Below are 19,589 nucleotides of genomic sequence, written 5' to 3'. Positions count from 1 at the left end.
TGTTTGGTCCAATAGAACATGCACTAAGACCTGCTTTTTTCTCTAAAAGCACTCCACACTCAAGTCCAGCATGCACGGCTGTTATCCTTGCATTTGGCTTATAAATTTTAAGTTCATCCAAGATATCGTTTGCAAAATTATCATTAACTGGTTTCCAAGCTGGATTTCTATCTTTTGAAATGACACTAAAACCAACCGCTTTTGCAAGCTCTGAAATTTCAAATTCCATAGATAAAAAATGTAAAAGACCTCGCAGAAAAGAAGTAGAAGATAGGATAGTGACATTAAATTTGATAAATTTGCGTTTGGCTACTGGAGCCACCATTTATAGATATTTTGGTAGCTAAGATAGATGCTCATTAAGATAAACGGAGCAAAACCCTATATAAATAGGTAGGATGAAATTTATTTGACAGCCTTTTTGGCTACGAAATTTATAAAATAACTAAATTTCAAGCCAAAAATACTAAATTTTGGCTCTTTTTTCTCTTGCTTTTTTGATCTTATTTTTAACTACATGAAATTTTGAAGCTGCAGCCGAGCATAGATCCTTGTAAGTAACCAAAATTTTTGACTCTTTTTTAGTGCAAATGACTGCAAAAACGCTCTCAAGGTCGATTCTCTCTTTTTGTGTTAAATTTTCCATCTATTTTCCTAGCAATTTTCTCATCTTATTGACAACAAATAATATTTCATCATCGTCAAGCTCACATAGCAGTTTGCAAACAGCAGCAGCAGCTTGCGGCTTTGAGTTTCCAAGTCTCCAGTCCTGATATGTCCTCATAGGCACGCCAAGATCCTCTGCCATTTTTGCTTGTGAAATTTTCTTACCGATATTTTTTGCCTCAACTGCATTGTGAAGCAAATTAAATATATCACTTGTTTCAATCATTGAAGAATTATACGTTATTTATCATTAAATATACATAAAATATTATATAAATAATGTAAAATAGTATATAAATATCAAGATTGAGTATTAAACATACTAAAAATTATTTATATTATACGTTAAAACGTATAAAATTCTTTTAAATTCTTGAATAAAATTAGAAATTTTGGGTTTTATGTTGAAGCTAATTTTTTTATTTTGCTTTAAATTTTATTTGTTTTTACGCAAAGCTTATAATATAGGCATTAGAAAAGTTTAGTTATATAGGCTAAATATATATAAATAAATTTTTTTAACTTATATACTTGACATTGATAAACTAAAGTTGTATAATCCGTTTAGCAATTAAAAAGAAAGAGTGCTAAAAGTGAGTAAAACAAATAAACGCGATTTGATACTAAATTCTATCATTGAAGCCTATTTGCAGGACAATGCGCCTATTGGCTCAAACGAGCTTGGCTCTCGTATGAGCGTGGCGATACCAGCATCTACGATACGTGTTTATTTTAAAAAGCTTTCAGATGAGGGCGAGATCACAAAGCTTCACATCAGTGGCGGCAGGATCCCAACTATCGCTGCGATGAGAAGATATTGGAGTGAAATTTTTACTGAGAGCGACATAAATTTAGAGATAAATGATCCAAGAAGCCTAAAGATGCTCTGTGATGAGTTTGAGCTTTATTGTATGATTTTTGGCACGATCGATAAGGAGTTGCTAGAAATTTTAAATTTAAATGATAGATATTTGGTTTTAAATTTTAGTGGCGATGAGATCGTCGTCAAATTTGACGCTAGGATGTATAAATTTTTAAACAACCTTATCGGAGTTAGTTTAGACAAGCTTGAGCTTATCTGTTCTCAAGTTGGCTTAAGCGAACTAAAAAACAAGATAAGAGAGCTTAAAAGGACTAAAATTTACTTCCAAGAAAACGAAATTTTAGCCTTTGATATGTTTAAGGATAGACGCTTTAAGATGGTTTTTGACCCAAGTTTTAGCTTGCAGATGGACGAAAAACTTACATTTTCTCCTATGTTTGATGAAAATTACATGGGGCTTAAATTTAAAGCAAACTACCTTGGTAGCGAGGCGCAGATGATCTGTGCTGGCAGTGTTTATACTGATTATATGAAATTTATAAATCTAATAAAGGAGGCCGCGTGAGCGAAGAGGTAAAAGAGCAAAATCTACCTGAGGTCGAGCCTGTGCAAGAGGCAGCTAGCGATAGCGTAAATTTAGACGCACTTGGCGATATCTCAAAAGTGGAGAAGCTCGAAAAAGAGCTTGGCGAGATCACTGATAAATATTACAGAGCAAATGCTGAGTTTGAAAATATTAAAAAGCGTTATGAAAAAGAGAAGGCAGATGTTGCAAGCTATGCAAATGAGAAATTTGCAAGGGACTTGCTACCAGTCATAGATGCGCTTGAGATCGCTGCAAATTTTGACCCAGAGGATGATGAATTTGCTAAAAAGATCAAAGAGGGCATTTTGATAACGATAAATCAGTTTAAGAAATGTTTTGAAAAGCATGGCGTGAGCGAGATCGCAACTGATGCCGAGTTTGATCCAAATGTGCATAATGCCGTTTTAAGGGTCGATAGCGAGGAGAAGCAAAGCGGTCAGATCGTGCAAGCTTTACAAAAAGGCTATATGATAAATGGTAGGGTTTTGCGCCCAGCTATGGTCAGTGTGGCAAACTAAATTTAAAAAATAAATCTAATAAAGGAAAAATATGTCAAAAGTTATAGGTATAGACTTAGGTACAACAAACTCTTGTGTGAGCGTTTTTGAGCGCGGCGAGAGCAAGGTTATCCCAAATAAAGAGGGCAAAAACACAACTCCATCTGTTGTTGCTTTTACAGACAAAGGTGAAATTCTAGTAGGCGACGTCGCAAAACGTCAAGCAGTTACAAACCCTGAAAAAACGATATATTCTATCAAACGTATCATGGGTTTGATGAGCAATGAAAAAAATGCTGAAGAGGCAAAAAGCCGCTTGCCATATCACGTCGTAGATAGAAATGGCGCTTGCGCGGTTGAGATCGCTGGTAAGGTCTATACTCCGCAAGAAATTTCAGCAAAAATTCTCATCAAACTAAAAGAAGACGCTGAAGCATATCTTGGCGAGAGCGTGACAGACGCGGTTATCACTGTGCCAGCTTACTTTAACGATAGCCAAAGAAAGGCTACAAAAGAGGCTGGAACGATCGCAGGTCTAAATGTGCTTCGTATCATCAACGAGCCAACAGCTGCGGCACTTGCTTATGGTCTTGATAAAAAAGAGGCTGAGAAAATTTTAGTTTATGACCTAGGTGGTGGTACATTCGACGTTACAGTGCTTGAAACTGGCGATAATATCGTTGAAGTTTTGGCAACTGGCGGTAACGCATTCTTAGGTGGTGATGACTTTGATAACAAGATCATCGACTGGTTGGTAAGTGAGTTTAAAAACGAAACTGGTATCGATCTAAAAGGCGATATCATGGCACTTCAACGCTTGAAAGAAGCAGCTGAAAATGCTAAAAAAGAGCTAAGCTCAGCTCAAGAGACTGAGATAAATTTACCATTTATCACAGCTGACGCGACTGGTCCAAAACACCTTGTCAAAAAGCTAACTCGCGCTAAATTTGAAGGCATGATCGACTCACTTGTGGGCGAGACTATCACTAAGATAAATGAAGTCATCAAAGATGCAGGTCTAAGCAAGAGTGACATCAAAGAGGTCGTAATGGTCGGTGGTTCAACTCGTGTGCCACTTGTTCAAGAAGAGGTTAAAAAGGCATTTGGCAAAGAGCTAAATAAGAGCGTGAACCCAGATGAAGTCGTGGCTATCGGTGCTGCGATCCAAGGTGCGGTTATAAAAGGCGACGTTAAAGACGTGCTACTTCTTGACGTTACTCCACTTAGCCTTGGTATCGAGACACTTGGCGGTGTGATGACTAAGATCATCGAAAAAGGCACAACTATACCAACTAAGAAAAGCCAAGTCTTCTCAACTGCTGAAGATAACCAAAGTGCCGTTACTATCATGGTTTTACAAGGTGAGCGTGAGTTTGCAAGAGATAATAAATCACTTGGTAACTTCAACTTAGAGGGCATCCCAGCAGCTCCAAGAGGTGTGCCTCAAATCGAAGTTGAATTTGACATCGACGCAAACGGAATTTTAACCGTTTCAGCGAAAGATAAAGCGACTGGCAAAGCCCAAAACATCACTATATCAGGATCAAGCGGTCTTAGCGAAGATGAGATAAATAGCATGGTAAAAGATGCTGAGCTTCACAAAGAAGAGGATAAAAAGCGCAAAGACGCAGTAGAAGCTAGAAATCAAGCAGACGCGCTTGTTCATCAGACTGAAAAGAGCATGAGCGAGCTTGGCGAGAAAGTCCCAGCTGATGATAGAAGCAACATCGAAGCTGCGTTAAATGATCTAAAAGAGGTCTTAAAAGATGAAAACTCTTCAAAAGAGCAAATCGATGCAAAGGTAGAAGCTCTAAGCAAAGCTAGCCACAAACTAGCAGAAGCTATGTATAAAAAAGATGAAAACGCTGGCGCAAACGGCGGAAATAACAAAAAAGACGACGACGTTATAGACGCTGAAGTCGAGTAAAACTCCTAGAGCAGGGCACTTGCCTTGCTCTTTTAAATTTAACCTATAAATTTAAACTTCTAAACACTTCTTAACACACGCTCACAACATCATCTTGTAAGATAAAAAGTACAAATTTCTAAAATGCAAAAATTTAGCCGCACCCCAAAAATCAAGACCTTTTAACGATCTCTACCCACCTATCAAGCTCTTGTTGCTCGGCTTTTAGTGTGCTGCTTTCGCCGTGTCCTGGGTAAAGTGCGAAGTCACCATTTAGATTTTTGCATTTTTCTAAACTATTTAGCATCTCGTTTTTGTTTGAAAATGGAAAATCCCAGCGTCCGATACTACCTTTAAATAAAAAATCCCCACTAAACATCGCATCTTCTATCTCTATCATCGAACAGCCCGGTGTATGCCCTGGAAAATGGTGAAATTTAAAAGAAAAGTCACCCACCGCAAAGCTCTCATCGCCATCAACTAAAATGTCTGGCACAAAGGTATTTTTCATATAGCCAAAAATGTCACTCTCACACATAAAAGCATCAAATTTATTGATATAAACTGGGATTTTTAGCTCATTTTTTAGCTCGCTCACGTCGTAAATATGGTCAAAATGCCCATGAGTGCAAAGTATCGCCTTTAAATTTTGTGCATTTTGCAAAACCCACTCTTTTGCCCCGTCTCCCGGGTCTATCACTAAGCTTGAGCCATTTTTGGTGACGATGTAGCAATTTGTCCCAAAATCGCCAAAATTTTTATGCATTACTCTCATTTTCTACCTTAAATTTATCATTTCTTAAATATTTGCATCTTTTTACTTAAACTTAAAGAAAAATTTTAAATTTAATTAGTATAATTTTTGCAAAAGGAAGCAAATTTAGGCAAAGGGACAATGAAGGGGTATCAAAAAATAGAAGAAACCTTAGTTTTTAGCTTAAAAGATAAAACTAAAGGTAAAAAACTACTATTAGGCGTAAGCGGCGGTATTGATTCTGCTGTGGTTGCGACACTTTGTGCGAGAGCAAAGCCAGATGAAACTCATGCACTCATCATGCCAACAGCATCATCAAACAGACAAAATATGGATGACGCCTTAAATTTATGCGAAAAATTAAACATAAAATATAAGGTTTTGTCTATAGAGAGCATTTTAAATGCCTTTTACGAAACGATAGATGTAAATTTAAGCAATTTAAGAAAAGGGAATTTGGCAGCTAGAGTTAGAATGAGCTTGCTTTATGATTATTCATCTAGTATAAACGCTCTTGTCATCGGCACAAGCAACAAAAGTGAGCTTATGCTTGGTTATGGCACGATATTTGGGGATTTGGCGTGCGCGATAAATCCTATCGGAGAGCTTTATAAGAGTGAAATTTTTGAATTTGCAAAACATCTTGGTGTTGATGAAAATTTTATCAAAAAAGCACCTTCGGCTGATCTTTGGGATGGGCAAAGTGACGAGGGCGACATAGGTTACAGCTATGCTGTCATTGATGAAATTTTACAAAATTTAGAAAATAACAAGGAGCAAGCCATCAAAAAGTTTGGATCAAAAGCGGTCTTGGATATAGAAAATAGAGTTGTGTCAAACAGGTTTAAACGACAAATGCCGTTGATAGTGAAAATTTAAAGGATTAAAGATGAGAGAAATTCCGTTTTACAAACCAACTATCACTGAGCGTGAGAGTGAGCTTATCGAAGAGGCTTTGCATTCTGAAAATGCTACTGATACGGTTGCTAAATTTGAAGAAAAGCTAAAAGAGTACTTTGGTGCTAAATTTGTTGTCACTACAAATAACATCGCAGCAGCGCATCATCTGGCTCTAAGTGCGATGGATACAAAGCGCGGTGACAAGGTCATCTGCTCAGTAAATGCCTTCCCTAGCGTGGCTCAGGCTGTTAGGCATTTTGATGCTGAGCCTATCTTTGTCGATATCGATGAAGAGGACTTTAACATCAGCCCAGAAGCCCTTGAAAAGGTGCTAAAAGAGCAAAATCACAAGAAATTAAAATGTGCTTTTATCTCACACATCGCTGGACAAAGCGCTAGACTTGATGAGATAAAGGCTATCTGCGAAAAATATGGCATCGTCGTTTTAGATGATGCAAACCGAGGCATAGGACTAACATATAACGGCAAAAAGGTTGGTTCGGACTCGTTTTTGTCATGCTTTCAGACAAACTCACGCGTGCAAAATCCTATCTCAACAGTTGGATTTTTCACGACAAATGACGAAGAGGTCTATAAAAAAGCAAAACTACTTCGTAACTATGCCCTTGTAAATGGTATAGATAAATTTGGTAGTTTAAGCTACATCTACGACGTTGTTGATATCGGTTTAAAATATGACATAAACTCGATAAATGCGGCATTTTCTATCGCCCAGCTTGAAAAGACAGACGAGCTCATAAAACGTAGAAAAAAGATCGCTGAAATTTACGATAAAGAGCTTAAAGAGTGTCACAACATCACAACTCCAGTCAAAAAACGCGAGCACATCTACACTCAGTACATCATCAAGATAAATAAAAACCGCGACAGCTTTGCTAGAGAGCTTTTGGAGCGTGGAATTCACACTTCGTTGCACTACATACCGATACATTTGCTAAGCTATTATAAAAATAAATATTCGCTTAAAGTAAATGACTTCCCAAATGCTCTAAAGACATATCAACAAGTCTTGTCGCTACCTATATATCATAGTTTGAGCGACGAAGAGGTGCAATATATCTGCAACACGGTAAAAGAAATTTCTAAATCACGTGTTTAAGAAATTTAACATCCTTTTACACTCTTGGGCGAATAACTACTTCTTTCGCCCAAATTTCTTTCAAATTTTACTAGCATTTTTACTTTTGCCACTAAGTTTTATCTACGCTTTAGTCGTTATTTGCAAGAATTTTAGCGCGCAAAAAAAAGAGTTTGGTATAAAGATAATAAGCGTTGGAAATTTGACCCTTGGAGGAAGCGGCAAGACCCCACTTTGCATCGCTATCGCTAAGAATTTCGAAGGCGCTTTTATCATCCTTAGAGGCTATAAAAGAAAGAGTAAGGGCATGCAAGTTGTCGCAAGGGATGGCGAAATTTTACTTGACGTAGCAGCGAGTGGCGATGAGGCGATGATATACGCTACAAGCCTTAAAAACGCAAATGTGATCGTAAGCGAAGATAGAAAAGTAGCTATAAACTACGCCAAAAAGCATGGCGCAAAGTATATCTTGCTGGATGATGGATTTTCTAAATTTGACATAGCTAAATTTGACATCTTGGTGCGTCCAAACCCAGAGCCAAAGCTAAAGCTTTGCCTGCCAAGCGGAGCTTATAGATATCCGTTTAGCTTTTATAAATTTGGTGATTTTATAGCGTGCGAGGGGCAAACTCACTTTAGAAAGAGCGAAATTTTAAATAAAAGCGAAAAAATGGTGCTAGTTACCGCCATAGCAAACCCAGCCCGCCTTGAAGCGTTTTTTAGCGAGTGCGTGGGGCAGGTCTTTTTCCCTGATCATTACGGCTTTTCAAAAGAAGAGCTAAGCGAAATTTTACAAACCTACGGCGCCACCTCGCTTTTGATGACACAAAAGGACTATGTAAAGGTAAAGGATTTTGGGCTGAGAGTATCGCTTATCATGCTTGAAGTTACGCTAAGCGAGGAGTTTAAAAAGGTTTTGGCACAGCAAATTTAAGCCCATTTTGTTATAATGAACCACTTTTTAAAAGGAAATTTTGATCAAAATGAGAATTTTTATCACCTCAGTCGCAAAGAAAAAAGAGGCAAAAAAACTAAGCAAAAAGCTCGTAAAAAAGGGGCTAGCTGCATGTGTGAGTAGCTTTAGCGCAAAGAGCCTATATCTTTGGCAAGAGAAGTTTTGTGATGAAAAAGAGCAAATTTTACTCATAAAAACGGACGTTAAATTTAAAAAAGTAGCTAAATTTATAAGAAAGCACCACAGCTACGAAACCCCAGAAATTTTGGCACTTAAGCCAAAAGAGATATTTAAAAAATATGAAAAGTGGATAAAAAAATCAACCAAAAAAGGCAAAAAATGAGACTAACACCAACTAGAAGCGTGAAAGATGAAAAGGTAAAAAATGTAAATTTAAGCACAGCCATGCTTAGCCCAAGCTCCGCTCACGGCGGACTTTACGCGCCAAAGAAGCTACCAAAGATCACAAAGGCAAAGTGGCAAGAGCTCTCAAGCCTAAGCTACGAAAAGCTCGCACTTCACATCATCTCGCTATTTAAATTTGACGTGCCAGAGGCGTTTTTCAAAGAGGCGGTCAAAAGATATGCAAGCTTTGATGATCCAAAGCACCCAGTCATTTTTAAAAAAATAGATAAAAATTTATACGTAAATGAGCTCTATCACGGCCCCACAAGGGCATTTAAGGATATGGCGCTTCAGCCCTTTGGCTCGCTGCTTAGCCAGCTAGCAAAGGAAAGAGGCGAAAGATACCTTATCATGTGCGCAACTAGCGGCGACACTGGCCCTGCTACACTTCAAACCTTTGCAAATGATGAAAATATCAAGGTCGTTTGCCTCTATCCAGACGGCGGCACGAGCGAAGTGCAAAAGCTTCAGATGCAGACCATGCAGGGTGAAAATTTAAAGGTTTTTGGCATAAAAGGCGACTTTGACGACGCTCAAAGGGCGCTAAAAACGCTACTTGCAAATGATAAATTTAAGGCTGAACTTAAGAAAAAGCGTCTTAAGCTCAGCGCGGCAAACTCGGTAAATTTTGGCAGAATTCTCTTTCAGATCATCTACCATGCCTACGCCTACGCAAATTTGCTAAAACAAAAGGCGCTTAAGGCAAATGAGAGCTTTGACATCATCGTGCCAAGCGGAAATTTCGGCAACGCACTTGGGGCGTATTACGCTAAAAAAATGGGCGCAAAGATCGGCAAGATCAAGATCGCCTCAAACGCAAACAACATCTTGACGCAGTTTTTCACCACTGGCGTTTATGACCTAAGAGATAAAAAGCTGGTTAAGACGATAAGCCCAGCCATGGACATTTTGATCAGCTCAAACGTCGAGCGCTTGCTATTTGATAAATTTGGCAGCGTTAGAACTAATGAACTCATGCAAAGCCTAGCAAAAAATAAATTTTATAAGCTTAGCAAACAAGAGCTTGAAGTGCTACAAGAGGACTTTGAGGCTAGCTGGTGCGACGACAAAGAGTGCGAGGCATATATCGCAAAACTCGCAAAGGACGGCTACGCGATCGATCCGCATACGGCTACTTGCTTTAAGATGGTGGATGCTGGCCGCATAAATGTCATCACATCGACCGCGCACTGGGTGAAATTTACGCCAAGCATGATCAAAGCGTGCCAGATCAAAGATACAAAAGATGAAAAAGATGCGCTCGCAAAGACTGCTAAAATCTTAAATGACAGCGTGCCAAGCTCGATAAACTCGCTATTTAGCGCGAAAATTTTACATAAAAATATCATAAAAGAGGACGAGATCGAGAAGTGCGTCCTAGAATGGATCGAGCGATGATAATCATCCCAGCTCGCCTTGCCTCAACAAGGTTTAGTAATAAAATTTTAAAAGAGATAAATGGCGTGCCGATGTTTGTAGCGACGGCTCTTAGAGTAAGCGGCGTGGACGATGTGGTGGTTGCGGTGGATGAGCCAAGCGTGCTTGATATCGCCAAGGCTCACGGCATAAAAGCTGTGCTAACTAGCAAGGATCATCAAAGTGGCACTGATAGGATAAACGAAGCGGCGCAAATTTTGGGGCTAAATGAGAGTGAGATCATCATAAATGTTCAGGCTGATGAGCCATTTATAGAGCCTGAAAATATTGCTAAATTTAGGGCTTTTTGCGAGCAAAACAGGCAAAATGCCTTTATGTTTTCTTGCTATAAAAAGATGGACGATGAGTTTGCGGATGATAAAAATTTAGTCAAAGTGGTGACTGATTTTGAGGGCTATGCGCTTTACTTTTCAAGATCAAGGATACCATTTAACAGAAGCGAGTGCAAAAGCTACAAGGCTCACCTTGGCATCTACGGATACAGCGTAAAGAGCCTAAAAGAGTTTTGCGGCCTCTTGCCTTCAAGCCTTGAAAACACCGAGAAGCTCGAGCAACTGCGCGCTTTAGAAAACGGCAAAAAGATAGCGATGCTAGAGGTTGAAAGTCAAAGTATCGGCATCGATAGCGAAGAGGACTATCAAAGAGCGCTAGCTAAATTTGGCAAATGAACCTAAATTTGCTCTGTTTGGGCGTTTTTGCTGCGGCAGAGCAAATTCTAAATTTTATAAATTTGGGTAATGGTTTAGCTGATATTTTTGTCTTTGATTTTGTGCTCTTGCTAAATTTAGCCGTGAAATTTACTGCGAACTTCATATTTTAAATTTATTTGAATAATTTTGTCTATTTGCTGAGATGTTCTAAATTGCAAACTTGACTGAAGTTTTTTGATCTCACGGTCTTGTTTGTGCGCGAGATGAGCGAAATTTGATTGCATTTTAGTTGAATCCTAAGACTAAATTAAATTTATTGTAAGCTTCGTTCTTTGGGTCGTTTTAGCAAATTTTATATTTGCCGAGATGTTCTAAAACTAAGATAATCGCAAATTTTGCTGATTTTTTGTATTGCGGTTTTGTTCTCACGCGATTAGCGCAAGAATTTATTAAATTTTAGTTGCGTTGCTACCTTGGCGCTAAGCTAAATTTGGCTTATATTTTTATTCGTTGGTATGTTTTAAAATTTGATAAATTTAAGATGATCGCTTGAGCGAAGTTTTTATCTTTGGCTTTCGGTCTTGTTTAGACGTGATATTGAGCAAAATTTGATTAAATTTCGGTTGTTTTACTATCCTATAACCAAACCAAATTCGCTGATATTTTTAAAATTTGATAAATTTAAGATGATTGCAAGTTTTGGCTTTGCGATTTTACTCGCGTCTCTACACGATATAAATTTGATAGCCTAAATTTACTTCTTTACTACTTTTCTAGTTAGTTATAAGGTCTGAAAAAGCTAGAGAAATTTACCTTTGTAATCTAAATTTTCTCAAGCTTTGCTAGAAAATTTTTAGCATTTATAAAGCCGATCGTTCTAAGTGATTTTTGCTCTTCGCCGTCTTTAAAAAGTAGAAGCGCAGGCGGATCGATGAGCCCAAAATTTCTTAACATCTCATCATTTTGCGCCCCGCCACTTGTCACGTCGATGCGAATAAGCGTAAATTTTGCCAAAGCATTTTTCACGCCGGCATCTTTAAAAGTGATGTGCTCTATCTCTTTGCAGCTCGCGCACCAGTCGGCATAAAAATCCACAAGTACTGGCTTGCTTGAGCTTTTTATCATCTCATTTAGCTCGTTTAAATTTCTAGCTTGTTTGAAATTTAGCTCGCTCTCGTTTTTGGCTAAATTTAGCCCAGAAAGCGGCGAAAACGCGTCTTTTGAGCCCAAAAATGCGCCGATTATTAGCATGAGCGAGTAGATAAAAACTAGCACACAAAGTGCTTTTTTAAATTTAGTCCAGCCGCTATTTGCTGCCTCAAGCGCCCCAAGATAAATGGCTGCAAAGACGCCTATGACGCCGTAACCAAGTAGTTCAAAAAACGCTCCAAGCACGCGTGCAAGGATCCAAACAGCCATGATGAGCATCAAAAAGCCAAAGAGTTTTTTAACTTCATCCATCCAGCCGCCAGGTCTTGGCAGGAGCTTGCCAGAGCTTAGCCCTATCACAAGAAGCGGCGCGCCCATGCCTAGCCCCATGACAAAGAGCATGATGCCCCCATAAATGGCGTCTCCGCTTTGTGCGATGTATAGAAGTGCGCCTGCTAGCGGTGCTGCCACGCAAGGCGAGACGATGAGCGCTGAGGCAAAGCCCATGATGAAAACACCGACGAGGCCTGAGCTGTTTTGTGACTTTTTGCTGATTAAGTTTTCAAATTTTGACGGCAGTTTGATGTCGTAAAAGCCAAACATACTAAAGCTTAAGATGATAAAAATGGCCGCAAACGCGCCGAGTACGTAGATGTTTTGCAGAGCCCCTGCGATGCCAAAGCCAAGCAGGCTTGCCCCAACGCCAGCAAGAGCGTAGGCAAGGCTCATCGCAACGACATAGACTAGCGAGAGCAAGAAACCTTTTTTGGCATTTAGGCTGCCACCCTTTGAGACGATGATGCTTGATAAGATCGGTATCATCGGAAATACGCAAGGTGTGAGCGAGAGTAGTAGGCCGTAGCCAAAAAATGTCGCAAGCGAGATGAAAAAGTTTTTGCTGCTTAGTTCATTTGCGATGCTTTGATCTTCTGAAAGCTCGGTAAATTCAGGATTTGTTTCATCTTTTTGCTCTTTTTCAAAGGCTATGATGCTAAATTTGCCAAATTTCTCAAAGATGTCATAAATTTTAGTTTGCGGGCGGTAACAGATGCCATTTTTAGCACAGCCTTGATAGCTTAAATTTAGCCTAGCACTACTATTTTTAAGATGCTCTTTTACTAAATTTAGCGGGATAAACAGTGAAAAATCTTTTGGGTAAATTTCATATTCGCCGGTGTTTTCGCTCTTTGGCATATTTAAGAGGCTGTTTATCTTCTCTTCGCCAAGTTTAACCTCAAAGCTATCTTTGTAAAGATAGATATTTTCGCCAAATTTAAACTTGATCTCCGCGCCTTGTTCATCGATACTTGGGCTTAAAACAAACGCCTTACTAACGTCTAAAACCTCGGCAAAAAGCGAGCCTGCAAACAAAATGAGAGAAAAAATAAATTTAAAAAACATGCTAATCCTTGCTAAATTAAAAGAGATGATTTTAGTCTAAATTCTTAAATTTATTCTATTTTATAGTAAAATCGTGAAAAAGCGTGAAATTTTTAAAAGGAGCGATGATGTCAAAAGATAAAAAGCACCAAAAGAGCGATAAACTTGGCTATGAAGAAGAGCTAAGGCTGCTTCAGATAGAACTTTTAAAATTCCAAAATCATGTCAAAGACAAGGGGCTTAGGGTGCTCATGCTAATGGAGGGTCGAGACGCGGCTGGCAAAGGCGGCACGATAAAGCGCCTAACAGAACATTTAAATCCACGTGGTTGCCGTATCGTAGCGCTTACAAAACCAAGCGACGTCGAGAAGACGCAGTGGTACTTTCAAAGGTATGTAACACATCTGCCAAGCGCTGGCGAGATAGTGATCTTTGATAGGAGCTGGTACAACAGGGCTGGGGTTGAGCCAGTGATGGGCTTTTGCACGCAGGCTGAGCATAAAGAATTTTTGCGTGAAGTGCCAAAATTTGAAGAGATGATCATAAACTCAGGCATCATTTTTTTTAAAATTTACCTCTCGATCACAAAAGAGGAGCAAAAAAAGCGCTTTAAAGAGCGTCTAAACGACCCGCTAAAGCAGTTTAAAATCTCTCCAGTAGATCAAAAAGCGCAAGAGCTTTGGGATCAGTACTCCATCGCCAAATACTCGATGCTACTTGCCTCTCACAACAGCATCTCGCCATGGGTGATCGTCTCAAGTGACAATAAAAAAGAGGCTAGGCTAAATGTCTTTAAATTTATCCTAACTCATGTCGAGTATCCAAAAAAGATAGATGAGTATCTAAAATACGACAAAAGTGTCGTGAGAGATGGAAGCGAGGAGATCAAGCGCATAGAAGAGGGGCTAAATAAAGATAAACTAAAGAGCATAGACTAAATTTATTTGGGCTTGGCTGTAAATTTGTGCTTTGAATTTACAGCCAAGTTTTGTTAAAGCCACCACATAAGTTTTGCCAGAATGACCATTATCAGACAAAGCACAAGTGCTATGAGGTGCGAAAATTTACCAAATGGATCTGGCTTTTTTAAGATAGTGACATTAAAAACAGAGATGAAAGTGATAAGGCACATTAGAAGCAAAACTGCGATCTTTGCTAGCAAAAGCTTTTGAAAGTTACTCTGCCACCAACCATGCTCGCCTCCAAGATAGTCCTTTGCCATATATGCCCCACTTATCAAAAGTAGTAAAAATGCCGTGCCAAAAACCTTTGCACTGCCTTTTGTGTAGGCTTTTTTGACAGCTTCAAGAGTTTGAGGACTTATCGTTTTTTTGGCAAATGGATATATGCAAACATCAAAAAATACATATCCTATAAAGATAATGGCGCAAACTAAATGCGTAATGAGAGAAAAAAGATACATTTTTTGCCTTTTTATTTGGCATTATATTGGGTTTATTTGAAAGAATTGCTGATTTAAGTTAAGATTTAAAAGAGTGGTCCGAGCGAAAGCTCGCTCGGATAAATGTTTTTAGAAGCTATATTTTGCTTCAAATCTGATACGATCTTGTTTAAAGCTTTCGCCATCTTTTTTGTCTTTAGCAACTGCATACCAAGAAAGGAATGTAAGTTTTTTGCTGTATTTGTAGCTAGCATCAAGATACCACTCGTCTCTTTTTGCTCTATCTTTGCCAAGAGCCCAGCTATAGCCTTTACCTTGAGTATATCCAGCACCAAAGCCAAATTTATCTATATCATATCCAGCATTAACAAACCAGTAGTCGTTGTTGCCTTTAATATTGTTGTAGTATTGTGCTCCACCAGCCATCACACCATTTAGGATTTTTGCTGGATTGATTAGATCGCCGTTTCCATCAAGTGTTACAAATGAAACTTTGTCTTTATTTTTTGCATCACTATTTTTGTTTTTAGCATCAAAGTCCAAATAACCAGCGTTAAATTTAGCACCAAATGCTTTTAGACCAGCTTGAACCGCCCAGAAATTTGCATCAGCTATATATTTGTGATCTGAGTCATTATGAACAAATTGACCTTTTAAGTTTAGGTTTACATCATCAGTAGCATTAAAGCTAACACCAGCTTCAGCACCATAAAGTGTAGCAGCCTCTTGAACATTTGCAATAGCAACTTTAAACGCTACTGGATCATAGCTACCAATTGCACCTAAGTAATAAATATTACCAGCGATATCACTCAAGCCAGTTCCAAGCATTTTTAGTAATGGACCATTAATGTCTGGACTAACGTTTTTATATTTAGTATTGCCAAACGCATCTTTTTTTGCTAGTCCGGTTGCAGTATCAATGTCTATCTCTGCAGCATTGTCTATTGCATCAAATGCTGCTGCTGCTAGAGTAAGACCTGGGACATCGGTATTTATTACTTTTATACCTGTGCCTGCCACATCTTTGGCATCATAAAATGTGCCTAATTTTTGTTTACCAGCTGTAACGGTAGTATTGCCAGCTTTATAACCTAAATACATCTCATAAACGCCAAATGTTCCAGTTGTATTTGTTTTGTCTGTGCCAGCTCCTGCATTATCTCCTGAGCCATCTGTCGCTTCATATCTTAAATTTAAAACGCCAAAGAAGTTGTCGTCTATAGCAGCTTTAAATGCTGTTTGCATTCTAAATACGTGTCCAGCATTGCTACCTTTTTCTGTTCCTGTGTTCGCCGTTGATTTTTTAGTGTAATCGTTTGTATAACGATATCTAGCAAATCCTGAAAGATCTACGTTTTTTATAGCTTCTTCAAGTGGAGTTGCACTTGCAACACTTGAAAATGCACCTAAAGCAACCAAAGCAGCTAAGCTAACTTTTGTAAGTTTCATCTAAATCTCCTTTTGATAAAAATGTTTTGAAAGGATATTATCATAGAAAATTAATTTTATAGCTTAAATTTCACTAAAATTTAAAAAAATTGTTACCGATCATTTACCAAAATAAGATAGTGAGATAAGATTTGTCTTTAAAAATTCGAGTTTGTTTGAAGTTAAAAGATGAGAATTTATATCTCATCAGTTAAATTTAGCCGTTGTTTTTGACCTGCGCCTCTTCGCGCTCTTTCTTTTGTCTTATGGCGGCTTCTTTTTGGATATTTTTTTGCTGAGTGACAAAGATATGCTCTTCAAGTGTGACTAGCTGAAAGACGCCCTCAAATATCTTGATCTCTTTTACGTAGCCTATCACTTTTACCTCTCTTTTTCTGCTCTCTTCAAACCTTGCTTGTGCGTCAAATTCGACCACATCGCCAAGCTTGAGCGGTCCAAAGAAATTTATCCTAGCACCGATGCTAACGCAAAATTCTTCATTTATAGCCAAAAGTGCTGCATAGTTTGCCCCCATAAAGACAAAGCCGCTATGTATGAGCCCTTCTGCGTCGCTTACCATATCAGCCGTGGTAAAAAATCTAGTTTTTGCGTGATTTTTCTCAAGTAAAAATGCCGTTCCGCTAAAATTTAGCTTCGTCAAAGGTGCTGTTTTTATCTCGTTTCTTAGCGGGTTTTCGTCCTCTGGGAGGATTATTTGCGATTCGTCTTTTGCTTCAAAAATATTTTCATCTGCCATATTTATCCTTAAATTTTAACTCTCACGTAGGCTCTTTTTGGTGCTGGGTAGCCCTCGATGGTCTTTGTATTATCGTCTGGGTCTAAGAAATTTCCAAGACTCTCGCCATCTATCCACTGCGTTTTTCGCTGCTCATTTAGATCAGTTGCCTTTGTATCAAGCAAGGTAAAATCTTTAAATTTAGCCCTCTCGCACCAGTTTTGAAGCGCGTTAAGCGTTGGCACAAAGTAGATATTTGGAATTTTTGAGTATCTATCTTTTGGGCTTAGGGCAAAGTCGCCATCCATATCTATATACATCGTATCTAAAAATAGCTCGCCACCCGGATTTAGCGCGGTTTTTAGCTCTTTTAGCATTTTTATAGGATCGCTTCTGTGATATATCACGCCAAGGCAAAAAATGGTGTCAAATTTCGCTGAGTATTTAGGCAAGCTCTCCACCCCAAGAAGCTCGTAGGTGATATTTGAGCGGATAAATTTATTTAAAAAAGCAAACTGCAAATATGTATGCACGCTAGGGTCAAAGCCAGTTATGCTTTTTGGAGCATACTCAAGCATCTTAAACATATAATATCCATTGTTACACCCCACATCAGTTACGCACTTGCCAGCCAAATTTAGGTGTGGGGCAAGGATATTAAATTTAATAAAACTTTGCCACTCGCTATCTATATATATATCATCAAGTAAAAATGGCCCTTTTCGCCAAGGCTTTAGGCTAAGGGCGAGGTTGTAAATTTCATCTTTGCTCGCAGCGTCTAACTCTTTAAATTTGACATTTACGCTCTCACTAAGGCTAAATTCGCAATCAAAATTTGCTAGATTTTCTATCCTATTATAAATTTGCTTTTGCTGCTCGTTAAATTTGCTAAGATCCACGCTATTTCCAGTCGACGATGTTGTGCGGACACTCTTTTTGATAGGTGCCAGTCGCGTCATAATACTCTTTACAATCATTATAATATTGCGTCGAAACTCCACGCTCGTTCATATAAAGACAACCATTGCAAAATAGCGCTATAAAGCCTAAAAATATAATCTTTTTCATGTGGCGGATTTTATCATAAATAAAAATTTTATGCTAGAATAGCAGGCAGTTTTAGAGCCAAGTTTGGCTAAGATTAAGCAAAAAGGCATTTTATGCAAAGAAGAGATTTTTTTAAATTCAGTAGTTTTTTAGGTGCAGCAAGTCTGCTTCCAAGTGTCACTCTAGCTAGCGACGAGCCAGCAAACCCAGTGGTTAGAAATTTCGACGTAAATTTCAAACACCAGCTTCTTGAAAAGGGCAAAAGCTCAAGAATTTGGCTACCGCTCCCACTAAGCACCACTTATCAGCAACTAACTCAAGACTACGTCATAAACACAACCGCTAAAAACGTCTATATCTCAGACACGCTAATACCAACAATGTATGGCGAATTTGAAGAAAACGAGCAAAGACCTATTTTAAATATCCAGTTTAAAATCCAAACAACAGAGCGCAATACCGACTTTAGCAAGGTAAATTTTGATCCAAACGAGAAGGTCGATCCTGCGATTTTGGAGTTTTTAAAACCAACTTCACACATCCCAACTGACGGCGTCGTAAGAGCAAAAGCGTTAGAGATTATCGGCAATACTAAAGGCGATTTGGAGCGCGCAAAAGCGATCTATACGTGGGTTGCAAACACTATGCAGCGCGATAACAGCATCCTTGGATGTGGCACAGGCGACGTTAAAGCGATACTAGAAAGCGGCAAACTAGTTGGCAAATGCACCGACATAAACTCAGTTTTTGTGGGACTTTGCAGATCAGTTGGCATCCCAGCAAGAGAAATTTTTGGTATCAGGGTTGGTCAGTCTAGATTTTCAGACCAGATGGGTAGCGCAAAAGACGGCGTAGCTAAAATTTCAGGCGGACAGCACTGCAGGGCTGAGTTTTACTTAAAAGGCTATGGCTGGATACCAGTCGATCCAGCTGACGTTACGAAGGTAAGACTGGGCGAGAAATTAACAAACGACGACGCTAAGATCAAAGCTGTTAGGGACTATTGCTTTGGCAACTGGGAGATGTGCTGGATAGGCTTTAACTATGGACGTGACTTTATCTTAAAGCCAACTCCAGAGCAAACTCCGCTAAATAACTTTGGCTATCCATACGCTGAGGTTGATGGTAATACACAAAACTACTATTCGCCAAAAGAATTTAGCTACGACTACGTCTCAACAGAGCTAAAATGAGAGCCTTTTGGCTGATACTAACATCCATAGGTAGTGCTATCGGCGCTACCTTGTGCTGCTTGCCGGCACTTCTTTTCTTGCTTTTTGGCACATCTTTTTCATTTCTATCTTGGACACAAAATTTATACGAGTACCGCGTCCCTTTGAGCGTCGTGGCGGTTATTTGCTTTGTGATCTCAGGTGTGGCTTTATTTTACAAGCCAAAAAGCTGCAACCTAAGCTATAAAAAGAAAAAATGGATACTTATATATATACTTTTTGGAGTGATTTTGCTTTTACTCCTTACATACCCAGAGCTTTTAGGAGAAATTTATGCGTAAAATTTTAGTTTTAGCCCTTCTTACACTTAGTTGCTACGCTGAGAAAACTATAGAAATTTCAGTGCCTAGCATGCACTGTCCGCTTTGCACAGCGATAGTGCGAAAGGCCGCACTTAGCGTTGAGGGCGTAAAAAAGGCAGATGTATCGCTAAAAGAGCGAAAAGCTGTCGTTATAGCAGATGACAAGGTCGATGAAAAAGAGCTTTTAAAGGCGGTCGATGCGACTGGCTATAAGGGCGAGATAAAATAAATT

The 19,589-nt window shown here is 38.9% G+C and carries 23 protein-coding genes and 1 pseudogene; 14 read left to right on the top strand and 10 right to left on the bottom strand.

Annotated elements, in window-relative coordinates; all coding sequences use genetic code 11:
• From F3G91_RS02725 to F3G91_RS02715, 3 genes and pseudogenes are all read right to left on the bottom strand, one after another.
• Positions 1-325, bottom strand: a pseudogene (locus F3G91_RS02725) (aminoacyl-histidine dipeptidase); the annotation flags it as partial.
• A 141-nt stretch (positions 326-466) separates the two neighbouring features.
• Positions 467-646: a hypothetical protein gene (locus F3G91_RS02720; RefSeq protein WP_087580935.1), complete on the bottom strand. Its 180-nt coding sequence runs from the start codon at positions 644-646 to the stop codon at positions 467-469.
• A complete protein-coding gene (locus tag F3G91_RS02715; RefSeq protein WP_009294123.1) occupies positions 647-892 on the bottom strand; it encodes a helix-turn-helix domain-containing protein in 246 nt (81 codons plus the stop codon). It lies immediately after the preceding gene.
• A 367-nt stretch (positions 893-1,259) separates the two neighbouring features.
• Here F3G91_RS02715 and F3G91_RS02710 point away from each other — a divergent pair, with 367 nt between their 5' ends.
• Genes F3G91_RS02710 through dnaK form a run of 3 tightly spaced genes read left to right on the top strand, consistent with a single transcriptional unit; the run spans position 1,260 to position 4,499 of the window.
• Positions 1,260-2,054, top strand: a complete 795-nt coding sequence (locus F3G91_RS02710) for an HrcA family transcriptional regulator (protein ID WP_149700608.1) — start codon at positions 1,260-1,262, stop codon at positions 2,052-2,054.
• Positions 2,051-2,593: a nucleotide exchange factor GrpE gene (gene grpE, locus F3G91_RS02705; protein WP_009294121.1), complete on the top strand. Its 543-nt coding sequence runs from the start codon at positions 2,051-2,053 to the stop codon at positions 2,591-2,593. Before F3G91_RS02710 ends, grpE begins: the two co-directional genes overlap by 4 nt.
• 31 nt (positions 2,594-2,624) lie before the next feature.
• Positions 2,625-4,499 (top strand): molecular chaperone DnaK, encoded by a 1,875-nt coding sequence (dnaK, locus tag F3G91_RS02700; protein WP_149700607.1) that lies wholly within the window; start codon positions 2,625-2,627, stop codon positions 4,497-4,499.
• A 151-nt stretch (positions 4,500-4,650) separates the two neighbouring features.
• Here dnaK and F3G91_RS02695 read toward each other — a convergent pair whose 3' ends face one another.
• Complete coding sequence (locus tag F3G91_RS02695) at positions 4,651-5,253, bottom strand: MBL fold metallo-hydrolase (RefSeq protein ID WP_149700606.1); 603 nt, start codon at positions 5,251-5,253, stop codon at positions 4,651-4,653.
• 120 nt (positions 5,254-5,373) lie between these two features.
• Between F3G91_RS02695 and F3G91_RS02690 the strand changes: the two genes are divergently transcribed.
• Genes F3G91_RS02690 through F3G91_RS10205 form a run of 7 tightly spaced genes read left to right on the top strand, consistent with a single transcriptional unit; the run spans position 5,374 to position 10,848 of the window.
• Entirely contained in the window at positions 5,374-6,111 is a 738-nt protein-coding gene (locus tag F3G91_RS02690; protein WP_149700605.1) for an NAD+ synthase, read from the top strand.
• Between the two features lie 10 nt (positions 6,112-6,121).
• Positions 6,122-7,252: a DegT/DnrJ/EryC1/StrS family aminotransferase gene (locus F3G91_RS02685; RefSeq protein WP_103606940.1), complete on the top strand. Its 1,131-nt coding sequence runs from the start codon at positions 6,122-6,124 to the stop codon at positions 7,250-7,252.
• Complete coding sequence (locus F3G91_RS02680) at positions 7,245-8,165, top strand: tetraacyldisaccharide 4'-kinase (RefSeq protein WP_149700604.1); 921 nt, start codon at positions 7,245-7,247, stop codon at positions 8,163-8,165. The genes F3G91_RS02685 and F3G91_RS02680 overlap by 8 nt, the downstream gene beginning before the upstream one ends.
• A 49-nt stretch (positions 8,166-8,214) precedes the next feature.
• A complete protein-coding gene (cutA, locus tag F3G91_RS10685; protein WP_149700603.1) occupies positions 8,215-8,529 on the top strand; it encodes a divalent-cation tolerance protein CutA in 315 nt (104 codons plus the stop codon).
• Positions 8,526-9,989, top strand: coding sequence for a threonine synthase (gene thrC, locus F3G91_RS02670; protein ID WP_149700602.1), 1,464 nt, complete (start codon positions 8,526-8,528; stop codon positions 9,987-9,989). The genes cutA and thrC overlap by 4 nt, the downstream gene beginning before the upstream one ends.
• Positions 9,986-10,696: a 3-deoxy-manno-octulosonate cytidylyltransferase gene (kdsB, locus tag F3G91_RS02665; protein ID WP_149700601.1), complete on the top strand. Its 711-nt coding sequence runs from the start codon at positions 9,986-9,988 to the stop codon at positions 10,694-10,696. The genes thrC and kdsB overlap by 4 nt, the downstream gene beginning before the upstream one ends.
• Positions 10,693-10,848, top strand: a complete 156-nt coding sequence (locus F3G91_RS10205) for a hypothetical protein (protein WP_188116788.1) — start codon at positions 10,693-10,695, stop codon at positions 10,846-10,848. Before kdsB ends, F3G91_RS10205 begins: the two co-directional genes overlap by 4 nt.
• A 652-nt stretch (positions 10,849-11,500) precedes the next feature.
• Here F3G91_RS10205 and dsbD read toward each other — a convergent pair.
• A complete protein-coding gene (gene dsbD / locus F3G91_RS02660) occupies positions 11,501-13,228 on the bottom strand; it encodes a protein-disulfide reductase DsbD (RefSeq protein ID WP_149700600.1) in 1,728 nt (575 codons plus the stop codon).
• 107 nt (positions 13,229-13,335) lie between these two features.
• On the opposite strand from dsbD, the gene ppk2 reads away from it, so the two are divergent.
• Positions 13,336-14,145, top strand: a complete 810-nt coding sequence (ppk2, locus tag F3G91_RS02655) for a polyphosphate kinase 2 (RefSeq protein WP_002942696.1) — start codon at positions 13,336-13,338, stop codon at positions 14,143-14,145.
• A 53-nt stretch (positions 14,146-14,198) separates the two neighbouring features.
• Here ppk2 and F3G91_RS02650 read toward each other — a convergent pair whose 3' ends face one another.
• The 5 genes from F3G91_RS02650 to F3G91_RS10200 all read right to left on the bottom strand — a co-directional run bounded on the left by F3G91_RS02650 (position 14,199) and on the right by F3G91_RS10200 (position 17,844).
• Entirely contained in the window at positions 14,199-14,630 is a 432-nt protein-coding gene (locus F3G91_RS02650; RefSeq protein WP_021090139.1) for a hypothetical protein, read from the bottom strand.
• 108 nt (positions 14,631-14,738) lie between these two features.
• A complete protein-coding gene (locus tag F3G91_RS02645; protein WP_149700599.1) occupies positions 14,739-16,061 on the bottom strand; it encodes a major outer membrane protein in 1,323 nt (440 codons plus the stop codon).
• Positions 16,062-16,257: 196 nt separating this feature from the next.
• Positions 16,258-16,797, bottom strand: coding sequence for a PaaI family thioesterase (locus F3G91_RS02640; protein ID WP_149700598.1), 540 nt, complete (start codon positions 16,795-16,797; stop codon positions 16,258-16,260).
• 8 nt (positions 16,798-16,805) lie between these two features.
• Complete coding sequence (gene cmoB / locus F3G91_RS02635; RefSeq protein WP_262974802.1) at positions 16,806-17,675, bottom strand: tRNA 5-methoxyuridine(34)/uridine 5-oxyacetic acid(34) synthase CmoB; 870 nt, start codon at positions 17,673-17,675, stop codon at positions 16,806-16,808.
• 1 nt (position 17,676) lies between these two features.
• The gene (locus tag F3G91_RS10200; RefSeq protein WP_002942642.1) at positions 17,677-17,844 is read right to left on the bottom strand and encodes a hypothetical protein; all 168 of its coding nucleotides are present in this window, start codon (positions 17,842-17,844) and stop codon (positions 17,677-17,679) included.
• Between the two features lie 92 nt (positions 17,845-17,936).
• Here F3G91_RS10200 and F3G91_RS02630 point away from each other — a divergent pair, with 92 nt between their 5' ends.
• The 3 genes from F3G91_RS02630 to F3G91_RS02620 are packed head-to-tail and all read left to right on the top strand — an operon-like array spanning position 17,937 to position 19,586.
• Positions 17,937-19,016 (top strand): transglutaminase-like domain-containing protein, encoded by a 1,080-nt coding sequence (locus tag F3G91_RS02630; RefSeq protein WP_021092229.1) that lies wholly within the window; start codon positions 17,937-17,939, stop codon positions 19,014-19,016.
• Positions 19,013-19,336: a hypothetical protein gene (locus F3G91_RS02625; RefSeq protein ID WP_009294140.1), complete on the top strand. Its 324-nt coding sequence runs from the start codon at positions 19,013-19,015 to the stop codon at positions 19,334-19,336. The genes F3G91_RS02630 and F3G91_RS02625 overlap by 4 nt, the downstream gene beginning before the upstream one ends.
• On the top strand, positions 19,329-19,586 hold the full coding sequence (locus F3G91_RS02620) for a heavy-metal-associated domain-containing protein (protein ID WP_107832768.1): 258 nt from the start codon (positions 19,329-19,331) through the stop codon (positions 19,584-19,586). Before F3G91_RS02625 ends, F3G91_RS02620 begins: the two co-directional genes overlap by 8 nt.
• The last annotated feature ends 3 nt before the right edge of the window (positions 19,587-19,589 follow it).

This window comes from Campylobacter concisus (assembly GCF_902460715.1).
Lineage (GTDB): Bacteria > Campylobacterota > Campylobacteria > Campylobacterales > Campylobacteraceae > Campylobacter_A > Campylobacter_A concisus_AK.
Note: the sequence above shows the minus strand (reverse complement) of the source record. Positions and strands in the feature narration are given on the sequence as shown.